At 64.9% G+C, this 12,379-nt stretch carries 5 protein-coding genes; all 5 read right to left on the bottom strand.

All coding sequences use genetic code 11. From position 1 onward, the window contains the following. Positions 1 to 68 precede the first annotated feature (68 nt). The 5 genes from KVT38_RS26005 to KVT38_RS25985 all read right to left on the bottom strand — a co-directional run bounded on the left by KVT38_RS26005 (position 69) and on the right by KVT38_RS25985 (position 12,368). Positions 69 to 1,676 (bottom strand): response regulator, encoded by a 1,608-nt coding sequence (locus KVT38_RS26005; RefSeq protein ID WP_217596665.1) that lies wholly within the window; start codon positions 1,674 to 1,676, stop codon positions 69 to 71. After that, positions 1,651 to 3,447: a cache domain-containing sensor histidine kinase gene (locus tag KVT38_RS26000; RefSeq protein ID WP_217596664.1), complete on the bottom strand. Its 1,797-nt coding sequence runs from the start codon at positions 3,445 to 3,447 to the stop codon at positions 1,651 to 1,653. Before KVT38_RS26000 ends, KVT38_RS26005 begins: the two co-directional genes overlap by 26 nt. Further along, complete coding sequence (locus KVT38_RS25995) at positions 3,444 to 5,009, bottom strand: ABC transporter substrate-binding protein (protein WP_217596663.1); 1,566 nt, start codon at positions 5,007 to 5,009, stop codon at positions 3,444 to 3,446. Before KVT38_RS25995 ends, KVT38_RS26000 begins: the two co-directional genes overlap by 4 nt. 175 nt (positions 5,010 to 5,184) lie before the next feature. Continuing rightward, entirely contained in the window at positions 5,185 to 5,856 is a 672-nt protein-coding gene (gene rnhA, locus KVT38_RS25990) for a ribonuclease H (protein ID WP_217596662.1), read from the bottom strand. Positions 5,857 to 6,002: 146 nt separating this feature from the next. Continuing rightward, positions 6,003 to 12,368, bottom strand: a complete 6,366-nt coding sequence (locus KVT38_RS25985) for an S-layer homology domain-containing protein (protein ID WP_217596661.1) — start codon at positions 12,366 to 12,368, stop codon at positions 6,003 to 6,005. Positions 12,369 to 12,379: the final 11 nt, after the last annotated feature.

Genomic DNA, 12,379 nt, shown 5'->3' with positions numbered 1-12,379 from the left:
TGTGCAGCGGAGGGCCTTTTTTGTTTGTTGTCCGCGCCAAGGTGGCGAAAGCGAATGCGATCTGCCGGCTAAGCGCCTCGTACGGCTTTGCGATAATCGTGCGGAGACATGCCGTACACTTTGCGGAACAGCCGTGCGAAATACGAAAAGTTGCCGTAGCCGAGACTGTCCGCGATTTCGCTGATCGTGCGTTCGGTGCCCACGAGCATATCGGACGCCAGCCGCATTTTTTCGTGAAGCAGGTAATCGGTCAGCACCATCCCCGTTTCCTTGCGGAACAATCGCGACAAATACGCCGGGTTCAGGTAGACATGCGCCGCCAGCTCCTCGCGCGTCAGGTCCCGATCCAGATGGGAGGCGATATAGGCCTTGACCTGCCGGACCGCCGGACTCTCGCTCTCTCCCCCGGACAGCAGCGCGTAAGCCGCGTCCAGCACTTCGCTTGCCCACTGCCTTAGCCTGGCAACCGAGCGCGTGGCCGCCTCGGGGCCGGTCAAAGTTTTGCCGCCGTACAGCAAATGCGCGGAAAAGCCCTTTCGCTGCAGCGCGTAATAAACCGCCTGAAGCAGCGCATGATAGTAGGCCGCCAGCGCCTCCGGCGTCAGCGCGCTCCCGCGATCCTCCTCCAGCTTGGCATCCAAGGCGCGAAGCACGCTGTCCTTGTCCCGCCGCTCGATCAGGTCCGCGGCGTCGAGCAGCATTCCCGTTCCCCACACGTCCGCTTGGTCCGCCGTCTCCTGCCGGCCCGTGACGAGTATGGCTTCGCTCGTGCGGCTCACGTTGCGGTACTCGGCCCCGAGCAGCGTCAAATACGTCTGGCGGGCGCGTTCGATCGGAACGGCCTCGCTCACGTAACAAGACATCTTGCAAAAAAAATAGTCTCGGCACGCAGCGATATAGGTGCGGCAGTCTTGAACGAGGCGATCGACGTTCCCGAGCCCGCCGCCGGCGTGCACCGCGACGAACGCGTTGCCGCGGCGGTCGCGGAAGACGCTGCCGGCCCGCCCTTCCAGCAGCACCTCCTCGGCGGCTTTGCGCAGCGCGAACTCCATGATCTCCTCTTCCCGCTCGCTGAGCGGCTTCAGCCATTCCTCGACGCTCAGCAGAACGAATGCGGCATGGCCCAGCTCGTCCGCACTCACGTCGAAGTCACGCAGCGCAATCGCCAGGTTGTCCCCGGTGAGCCGGATGTCGCCGTCGAACAGGTCCTGCCAGAACCGTTCGAGCAGGATTGGCTTGCGAACCTTCCACAGCTCGGCGTACTTGTGATACAGCTCTCCCGTTTCGTCGCGCTTGCGCCGCTCCTCCACCTTGCGGATCGTTTTGCGCAGCACCTCTTCAAGCTCTTCGTAGATCACCGGCTTCAGCAGGTAATCGCTGCCGCCTAGCTGAAGCGCCTTTTGCGCATAAGCGAATTCGGAATGGCAGGTCAGCACGACGGTCTCGATGGCCAGTCCCTGCTCCTGCACCCAGGCCATCAGCTCGAGCCCGCTGCCTTCCGGCATCTCGATGTCGCAGATCATGACTTCGATCTCCTGGCGCGAGAGCAGCTCTCTGGCCATCTCTGCATGATAGGCCTCGTATACTTCGTCTACGCCGGCAGCAATCCAATCCACGCCGGACTGCAAACCTTTTACCGCGTAATATTCGTCATCCACGATAAGCGCCCGAATCAAGCGCGATCCCCTCCTGAACGCTGGATTGAACAGGCAGCGTGAGCCGCGCAATGACGCCGCGAGGCTCGCCGTCTACGAATCTCAGCTTCACGTTCGTCTTGTAAAACAACCGGCATCTGCGCACAATGTTCCACAGCCCGACATGTCCGTCCGTCGGACTGGCGGCTGCTGCCATCTCCTCCAGCGCCGCCGCCTGCCCTTCGGCCAGCCCCTTGCCGTTGTCCGCGACCTCGATGCAAACCGCTTCCTCCGTCCCCTCCCGCGCCGCGTAGACGCGCACTACGATCCGGTACGCTTCGCCGCCTTTGAACGAAAATCCGTGGACCATCGCATTTTCGACGAGCGGCTGAACGGTGAGCGGAGGCAGCGCAAAGGACGCCAGCGCCGGGTCGACGGCGAAGTCGAAGATGAGCGCCTCGGGAAACCTGAACTTTTGAATCGACAAATAGTCGTTAATGTGCGCCATCTCATCCTTGATGGTGATCGACGGCATCTGCGTTCGCGTCGCGTAGCGGAAGTACCGGACCAGATGCAGCGCCATGCGCTGGATGATGTCGTAGCTGCGCGTCTGTGCGAGATGGTAGACGATGTTCAGCGAATTCATGAAGAAATGCGGATGGATTTGCGCCTGCAGCGCGCGCAGCTCCGCCTTTTGCGTGCGAATCTGCTCCTCGTAAATATCGATTTTCAAATGCGCGATCTGCGTGGCCATGCCGTTAAACGTCTCGTTGATCGCGACGAACTCGACAAGCCGGTTGTCCTCCAGCCGAGCGGTCAAATCTCCCGAGCGAATGCGCCGCATCCCTCTGATGAGCCCCACGATCGGCTTGACGATGGCCCGCTGCAGGAAGATCAAGTACACCGCGAGCAGTCCCGCGGCGACGACGGGCACCAAGTAGGTCAGCACGCGAAAATAAGGCAAGCCCTCCAGCACGCGCCGCTCGGGCAGAAGGAGCGACAGGTGCAGGCCGGCGTTTCTCGACGTTTTGCCGATCAGCAAATACCGCTGGTCGAGCTTGACGATATTGTAGACGGCTTTGTCCTGACCGGACTGACCGGACGCCGGGATGGCCGGAAGCGCCTGCGGCGTCTCGCCCGACAGGGGGCCGTCGCTCTGCGACAGCAGCCGACCCAAGCCGTCGGACAGCACCGCCTGGCCGCCGCCGTCCCTCGTAAGACGGTGAAAGGGCTCCATCAGCCGGTTGAGATCGACCCATGCGCCGATGTACGAGCGGTAGCCGGTATCCACAATCCGGACGAGCGCAAAGGCGCCGTCCAGCTCGACGACGTTCCAGCCGGAGAAGCTGGGCCGGTTCCCGTCCGCTTCCGAGAGCAGCCGCCGGAGCGTGTCCTGGACGAGCAGCTTGCGCGCGTAGGACACCGAGGTTTGCGGCGCGAGCAGCAGATTGTCGGACGCCGCGCCGTAAGCGAATAGCAAGTCGGCCGCATCGTAATAATTGGTGTTGAAAAACAGATCGTTCATCGTATGCGTCTGCGCGAGGTAGTACGCCCAGGAGCCCTTCGCGTTTTGCCCGAGCGCGATCAGGCTGTCGTCCTGCTCGGCGGTTTTGTACAAGTAGTTTTCGATCTCCTCGAGCGCTTTGTCCATGTCGTTGACGTACATCGTCAGCAGGCTCTGATTGGACTGGGCGACCTGCGAATGCACGACTCGCGTCGCATACAGATTGTTCCAGATCAGCAGCACGACCAGCGGCACGGTGACGAGGGCGAAGCCGAGCACGAGCCTCGAACGAAGCGTAGCAGGCCTCATCGGCGCTCTTCCCGTCGAGCGAGCCAGGCGTCCAGCTGCCGCTGCTTCTCGGCGATGACGGCTTCCGCGCCGGCTTCCTTCAGCTTTTGCCGGTACATCGGCAGCACGAGCGCCGGGTCTAGCGCCCCGGTATTGATCGCCGGCGCGAAGTCCTCGTCGACGCTGGCGACGGCGGCGATCTCGTTTTTCACCCGCTCGGGATCGAAGACGAAGCCAAGCGCCTTCGATTTGTCCGCCTCCGCATTGAACGAGCGGTACTGCTCCCACAGCCTTGGATCCTCGTTGCTCCACAGGTAGGAGTTCAGCTGGTTGCCGAACATCCACGACTGATTGAGGTTGTAGCCGACCGTCTTGGCGTCCACGCCCTCGGGATAATCGATCTGTCCGTCGGCCCGCTTGACGTAATGCTTGCCTTCGATGCCCCAATCGAGCAGGTTGAGCAAATACGGATCCGTGTACAGCAGGTTTAGCAGCATCATCGCCTTTTCCGGATGCCTCGCGTTTTTGGTAATCGCGAACATCGCGCTTGTCGTATCCGCCGTCGTCGTATACGGCTTGGTCAGCTCGACCGCGGTCATCGGCATGCCGGTATTGCGGGAAGCCTGAATCTCGAAGCCCGGCTTGAGCGATTCGGCGAAGGCGAACGCCTTGCCCGCCTTGACCGCCTCGTATTCGCTGTCCTTGGACACCGCCGCGTCCGCATTGAAGTATCCCGCCACATTCCAGGCGTGCATGAGTTTTGCGCTCGCTTCGAATTCGGGCGTATCCGCCAGATTGACGACCCGAAGCGAGCCGTCCGCCCGGGACAGCACCCCCGGACCGTCTCCGAGCATGTCGAACAGGCCGTATTGCAGCACGAACGTGAGCGGACTCCGGTCCGCCCGGGCCTGAAGCGGCGAGATGCCTGGCTCGCTTTCCTTGATCTTGGCGAACACGGGCGTCAGATCCGCCAGGGTCCGAACCCGGGACAGGTCGATGCCGTACTTGTCGACGAGGTCCTTGCGCATGATCAAGCCCTTGCTCGAGGCGAATTCCTTGTTCGCAACAATGCCGTAGACGCTTCCGTTCACCTTGCCCGCCTCGATGATGGCCGGACTCAGCAGGCTGCGGATGCCGCGGCCGTACCGCTTAAGCAGATCGTCCAGCGGGATGAACCTTCCTTTGGCGACCTCGTCGCCGAACCGCATCCACCCGGCAGTGAACATGAGGTCGATCTGCTCGCCGGACGCGAACATGAGCCCGGTCTTGTCCCACCAGCTGCCCATGTCGATCGGCCTCAGCTTGACGTTCGCGTTGATTTTTTTGCTCAAATAGCGGCTCATCTCGTCCTGCACGAGCTGCAGGTCCCGCGGCGTGCCCGCCGGGAACGTCATGACGATCGTGTCGGGCGCGCCGCCGCCGGACGACGCCGGCATGACGGCGGGCAACGATGCCGACGGAGACGCGCCGGGCGAGACGGCGCCGCGGTCCGTGCGCGCCAAACCTGCCGCGAGCCAGACGAGCCCGCCGGCGGCGGCGCAGGCGACGACGATTGCAATCGCTTTCTTATTTTTCGGTCCCAAAGAGGACGACCACCTTTGACGAAGTTCGGTCCGGCGAAGCGCCGGCCCGCTCGCGAACGCGGCGGCTTTGCCGCGCGCGACCGGTTCCGATTCTTCATCATACCGCCGGCAGTCGGCCGCGGACAACCAATTTTGTGACCGATGCTGTTCAAATCGTGACTTTGCGGGCGGCTCCTCAGCCTTTTCGTCCGTAATCGGCCTTGACCTCTCCCCAGCGCTCCGTCTCCCATTTGAGCACCTTGTTCGGATACGTATTGACGCGCAGCCAGCTGAGCGCGCGGTCGACGAGCGCCCAGATCTCGAACGTCGAATCGTCGCGGGGCAGCGTCGTTACAACTTCCTTCTGTCTCAGCCATTTGAGCGCTGTACGCGAGTCGCTGTAGACCGTCTTGGCACTTCCCTGCTGCTTCAAATAGGCGAGCGCGTGGACGATCGCGAGAAATTCGCCGAGATTGTTCGTCCCCTTCTCGATCGGTCCGACCGAGAACAGCACGTCGCCCGTCCGCGTATCGACGCCTCTGTATTCGACCGGCCCCGGATTGCCGCGCGTGCCGACGTCGACCGAGACGCTGTCGAAGTCGATCTCGCCGGCCGCCTTCTCCGGCGACAGCGGGAGCTTCTCTCCCGCTCCGGCGGATTTTGACGATGCGGCCGAGGCGCTTTTCCCGCCGCTCTGGCCCCAATGCTTTTTCCAGCCCTCGCGGTAGGCCCGCTCCGCTTCCGGCTTGCTGCCGTACGATTTGTACTTCGCGTCCTTGCGTCCGGACACTTGCGCCTGGCATGCCGGCCACGAATCGTAAATGCCCGGCGTCCCGCCTTCCCAGACGACATAATACTTTCCTGCCATGTCCCATAGCCTCCATGCAGCCTGCGCGCCGTGCGCGGCCCCGCGTTCAAGCATTGATTGTAACATATTAAACGCGCAAAAAAATCCGTGCCTCGCGGCCCATCGGGGCTTAAGACACGGATAGCTTCATGCAGATCGCTTGCCGGTTAAAGCAGCTTCATGCCGACTATCAGCCGCTTGAGCGCGGCCGCGGCCTCGGCGCGCGTGACCGGCGCCTTGGGCGCGAACGTGCCGTCCGGACGGCCCTGGAGCAGGCCTTGGCGCATCAGCGCCTCGGTCGCCTCGCGCGCCCAGACGCTGATCGCACTCGCGTCGGCGACGCTCGAAAGCGCGGCCGCAGGGCCAGCGGATGTCGGCGTCTCGGGCGCCAGCTTGAGCGCAGCCGCCAGCATGACCGCCATCTGCTCGCGCGTCACCGGCGCCGACGGCGCGAACCGGCCGCCGCCGATGCCTTGCACCAATCCGAAGCGGGCTGCAGCTTCCGCCTCCGCAGCGAACCAGTCGTCCGCCCGGACATCGGCGAAGGCCGCTTTGCCGCCGTCGCCCTTCAGACCGAGCGCCCGGACGAGCAGCGCGGCGAATTCGGCGCGGCTTACCGCGACGCCCGGGGAGAACTTGCCTGCACCCGTCCCGTTCACGATCCGCTTCGCCGCCAGCAGCTCGATGTCCGCTTTCGCCCAGTGACCCGCAACATCTCCGAATGTGCGCGGCGAAGCAGCCAGCACGTAAATGCTGTTTGTCGTGCTGCGGATCGTAACCTTCGTGCCGCCCGTGTCGCCCGTGCCGCCAACCGCTTCGAACAGCGCCGGCACCGGCCGGAAGGAGCGGCTTGCGGGCTCGAACACAAGCGCGGCCGTACGGTCGCCGTTCAGCTTTTCGTTCAGTGTCAGGCTTCTGTCGACGAATGTGCCGCCGAAGTCTGCAAGCGGCGTCTTCACTCCGTCAGACATCCAACAGAGCTCAAATGTGTACTGAGCGCCGTCAATCAGCGTCAGACTATCGCGGGCAGCCGCCTCGGCCATGGCGTTTTTGACGCTTGCGGCCGGCCTCGCGATCGTCAGCAGCAGTTCGCCGACGCCCGCCTTTTCGTCCAGCCACCGAGCGATCAAGGCAAGCGGCAGCCTGTAGCTAACGTCGCCGGCTTCGATCTCGACCGTGCCTCCCTGCACGGCGGCCACCGCTTCCTTGAGCGCGGCGGCGCCGATCGCGACGGCGGCCGAATCGTCCGCCGCGACATCCGCGCGGACGCGAAGAACGGAAGGCTTGCCCGCCAGCGCACGCCGCACCGCTTCGTCAAGACGCTGGATCGTCCCCGGCGCCGCCGGATTGCCTACGGAAGGTCCGCCCGGCGTCCCCGGTACGACCGTATCCTCGTCCGGTACGACCTGAGGATTGCGTCCCGCCGAAGCGTCGCCGCCGGCGGGATCGCCCGCCGCCAGCTTGAATCGCTCCTCGCCCGCGCCGTTGAACTGTTTGCCGAGCTTTGCACCCCGCACGAGGACGTTCGACAGTGTGACGCTGCCGCTTGCGTCTCCGTTCACTTGAAGGCCCCAGGTGCCCGCGCCGTCGACGACCAGATTTTCGAGCCGCACTTCCCTGCCCGCTTCCGAGCGCACGCCTTTGTCTCCGTTTGCGTAGAAGCCCTGGAAAGTGCTGTCGATCGCCTCGTTGTTGCGAATGACGATGTCCGCGTCGATCGGCTTGTCGCCGGCGAACAGCCAGATCGCGCCAAAGTCCTGCCCCCAGTTCGGCTCGCGGCCGCCCGTGCGAAGCAGCGTATTGCGCTCCACGACCGTCGTGCCGGAGAACGGCACCGGATTAAAGCGCGTCGACACCGCGATGCCTGCGCCGAAGCCCATCGTATCCGCGATGACGTTGTCGCGGATCGCGTTGTCCTTGCCGCCGAACACGGCGACATTGTCCGCCAGCGTCGGCAATTGAATCGTATTGAAGCGCACGACGTTTCCTTCCGTCCGCGCCAGCTCGTCGCTCACGCCGGGGCGCGGATCGGACCACAGCGCGACGGCGTCGTCGCCCGTATTGCGGATCGAGCTGTGCTCGAGCATTGAGTGCTTCGTACCGGTCGAGAAATGCACGCCGTCCGCGTACGTATCCCTGACTCGCAAGCCGCCGAGATACAAGCCTTCCGTACCGAGCGCCCCGTCGTCGCTCAGCGTCGTCCAGATGCCTGCCTTCGCATGGCGGACCCATACGTGCTGAATCGCCGAGCCGCGGCCGTAGGCGCCGTCAAACCCCGCTTCCGGCAAGGCGTCGCGTCTGGCATTGACACCGACATCCACGGTCAGATCGCGGATGCGGACCCGGTCGCCGCGGCCCATGAAGCCCGCGCCCGTCAGCTTCGTATACCACATGCCCGCGCCGGCAATCGTGACGCCGCTCACTTCGAGCGGATGCGCAATCCGGTAAGCGCCGGCCGGCAGCCATAGTCCGAACCCTTCGCGCTTCGCTGCGTCGATCGCCGTCTCGAGCGCCGTCGTATCGTCCGCGCCGTCATCGGGCAGCGCCCCGTAGCGCTCGGCCGATACGTAGCCGTCCGGCATCGTGAGCGGCTCCGGCGCAAGTTCCAGCTCGGCGAAGTCGAGCGTATAGCTCAAAGCCGCATCCCCTTCGTCCTTGCGCAACATGACGGTCGCGCCCGCCGGAATGTCGCCGACGAACTGCTGCGCTTCGTCGTAGAAACGGTGCGGATCGCCGTCGGCCGGCTGATTGGAATACGGATACTTGCCGTACACCCAGCTGAATTCGGACGTCAGGGCGATCGTTCCCCGCTTTTGCCCGTTCACGTACAAGCTTAGCGTAGCGGTCTGGCCCGCTCCGTCTTCGCGATCCGGGATGCTGTACCGGATATTTATAAAGTTCGCCGCGGCGGACGATTTGTAAGACACGTAGTCGCCTGCCGACGAGAGCGTCACCGCTTGTCTGCCGGACGCTTCGGCGGACAGCGTGCCGTAGGCTCTGCTGCCCGATACGAGCTGCCCGTTGGTGTCCATCCGTTCGGCTTCATACGTCGTATACGGCACGTCAGCCCCGCGCGACGGCGGCGCTGCGGCGCCGCGGACGATCAGCGCGTCAATCGCGACGGCTTCCGAGTCGGCGCCTTCGCCCTGCAACTCGACGCTGTTGTAGCCCGCACGCAGCGGCAGCGCGACCTCGGCTTCACGCCAGCCGCCGGCGCCCTTGTCCAGCGACAGCGTCTGCGTCCGTACACCGTTCACGGTCAGCATGAGGAGCCCTTCGCCGCGGTAGCGGACCGAGGCGGCATAGCTCCCCGCCGCCTGTGCGTCCACGGCGAAAAACAATGCGGCATCTTCGCCTGCGAAGCGCTCCGCGTATGAGACGCCTTCGGCCGTCCCGATCGACACGCCGCCCCGCGCGAACGCGTTTTCCGCTTCGTACGCGACCGTGCCCTTCAGCGGGCGAAGCTGCCAGCGGGTCGCGGCGGCGCCCTCGGCTGCGAGCCCGGACGAGCCGCCGTCCGCACCTGCGGCCAGCGACAGCCCCGGCCGGCGTGCGCTGACGAGCGACGTCAGCCCGGCGTCTTGGGACAATCGCCACTGCGCGCCGAGCCCCGCGCCATCTGCCGACAGCGCGACCTTGCCCGCCGTATCGGCCGTCAAATAGAGCGCAGTGTCCGCCTGCCTGACGCGCGTATACCCGTTGTACGTCTCCAGCAGCCATCGGGCGCCTGCCGCCGTTTGCGCCGCGGCGACCGTCTTGGCCTCGCCGCCCGCGCCGACCAGCAGCCCGCCGTCCGCGTCGCTCGCCAGCGCATACACGTTGGCGTCCGCGAGCGCCGGCGTCGTGCCGTTAAGGTCTTCGGCTTCGGGAACCGGCGGACGCGCCTCGGCAGGCGCCGTTTCCAGCGTCCACCGGACGCCCTCGCTCTCGATCGACCGCAGATCGTACTGGGCATAGCCCGCACGGTCTTCCGTATGCAAGTACTCGTCGGCATGCCCGGCAGCGCCGCTGCGGATCAGGAAGCTGCCCGCTACGGGCGCGTCCTCCACATGCCACAGCGAAGCTTCGGAAGCGCCGGCTGCGGCTTCCGTCTCCAGATACGCCTGCACGCCCGCGATCGTCATGACGTTGCCCGTCGCGCGGTTCGCGATGCGGTCCCCCTCCGGCCCGCGCTCGATGCGCCAGTGACTGGACGCGTCTTCCGCGGCCGGTTGGCCGTACAGAACGACCTGGCGCGCGTTTTCGTACAAATATTGTCCCGTCGCGCCGTTTTTGACGCGGACATAGCCTTCGGGCAGGGCGGACGGAATCGCCGGCGCAGCTTCGACGAGCCACTGCGCGCTGCCCCAATCGGTCGGCACTCCACTGGACTGGGCGAAGCCTTTGTTGTCCTCATCGTGAATGCGCTGGTCGCTTTTCCATACGCTTGTGAACACCTTGCGGCCTTCCGCGCCGTCCGTCATCGTCCACTGCGCGCTGCCCCAGGTCGGATCGATGTCGAGCGCCTCGAGCGCGCTCTCGTAGCTGGTTACATGCTCGTTGGAGATGAGATGCCCCGTCGCGCGGTTCGCGATCAGCATCCCCTGCTCGCCCTGGCGAAGCGACCATTGGGCGGCCGGTTCGGCCGGATCCGGCGCGCCGTCCTTGACGATGCCGTCCTCCTCGTACAAATACGTGCCTCTGAAGCCGTTTTTAAGCGTCACGTAGCCTTGCGGAACGCCGACGTCCCCGACGGGCGCGAAGATCCATTTCGGACTGCTCCAATCGCGATTGATTACGCTGTACTGCGCAAACTTCAGTTTGTTCTCGACGTGAATGTACGACTGTGCATCCGCTGCCTGGTTCGAATCGCGAACGTGGCGGATCTCCTTGGCGCCCTGGTAATCCTCGATGATCCAGTCGCCCGCCGTCGAGCCTTCGGGCAGCTCCGAGGCGCGGAGCGGACTGCGCGCATCCGTCGTCTCGCCCAGTGCGACGAAATGTCCCGTCGCGCGGTTTTGAATCCGCTTGTAGCCTTCGCCGGATACGATCAGCCACTGCGCCTTCGGGTCGCCCGCGGCGGAGTTGCCATATTTGACGATGCCGTCCTCCTCGTACATATACAGCTGCAGCCAGCCGCTCTTGATCCGGATATAGCTCGGCGCCTGCGGCTCTCCCGGACCGCCGGGCGTCAGCGCCGGGTCCTCGAGCCGCCACTGCGCGCTCCCCCATGCCGGCTGCGCCCAGTCGTTGACGTATCCGGCGCCGTCCTGCGCCTGGACGTTGAGCAGCGCGGACGAATCGGCGGGATCGGCGAACGTATAATGACCGTCCACCGAGCTGCCGCCGGAATCCTTCGCCGGGGCCATCGCCCAGGCGAAAGACTCGGACGCCGACGCCGCCGGCTCGCTCGCGGTCAGGAAGTTGCCGCTTTGCGCGTTGCGAATCAGCGTGCCGCCCGCCGTATCGTACACGAGCCACAGCGCCAGCCGATCGTCGGCGGCAGGCAGTCCGTAACGGATGCCGCCTGACGCATCCTCGAACAGATAACCGCCCTTCCAGCCGTCCGCAAGCCGCACCGGCTCGACCTCGGCCGCCGGCTGCAGCTTCCACAGCGCGCTGCCCCAGGTCGGCTGCGCCCAGTCGTTCGCGTGCGCGAAGCCGTCCTGCGACTCCACGTTCAGCAGCCGGTTCGCGTACACCGCGCTCGATACGCTGACCTGCCCCGAGGCGTCCGGCGCGGACACGAGCCATTGGGCCGTCTTTCCGCCTTCTCCGTCCTCCGGGGGCAGCGCCTCCAGCGGCTGTGCGACGGCATCCGCCGCGGCGACGTTTTTCATATTCAGCAAATGGCCGGTCGCCCGGTTGCGGAACGTCGTCTGTCCGTCCGTCGTCTCCGCAAACCAATGCGAAGCGTGATCCGTGACCGCGGGAGCCCCGTACTTGACTTTACCCGCTTCCTCGAACAGGTAGGTTCCTTTCCAAGGGTTCAATAGGCGAACCGGTTCGGCGGATTCGGCCGCCTCGACGTGCCAGACTGCGCTGCCCCACCCGGCCTGCGCCCAGTTGTTCGCGTGCGCGTAGCCGTCCTGCGTCTGGACGTTAAGCAGCCGGCTCGTATAGCCGGCGCTTGCGACATTCACGGCGCCCGGCTTGCCCGTTACGTCGTTCACGAGCCACAGCGCGCCCGGTGTCGACGCATCCGCGGACGACGTCTCGAGCGGATTCGTGATCCGGTCGTCCGGCGTTACGGACGTCATGTCGAGCACCCGGCCGCTCTGCCGGTTGCGAATGAGCTTCTTGCCCGCTCCCGCATCCTCGATCCGCCACTGTGCGGCCGGGTCGGACAGCGACGTCGTACCGTAGCGCGCACGCCCGGCGGCGTCCTCGTACAAATACTTGCCTTTCCAGTCATCCTTGAACCTGACGTACCCGCCCGCGTCTTGCGCCGCGGCCGCCGCCGGTTCGGCCGGCGCGGCGACCGCCTGCAGCGGCGCGAGCAGCAGCGCGACGATGAGGCCGAGCACCGGCCATTTGCGCCAACGTATCTTCATGTCGGACCCTC

Origin of the sequence: Cohnella sp. GbtcB17, from assembly GCF_019091135.1 — a bacterium.
Taxonomy (GTDB): Bacteria; Bacillota; Bacilli; order Paenibacillales; family Paenibacillaceae; genus Cohnella.
This window is presented reverse-complemented; position numbering and strand designations above follow the sequence as displayed.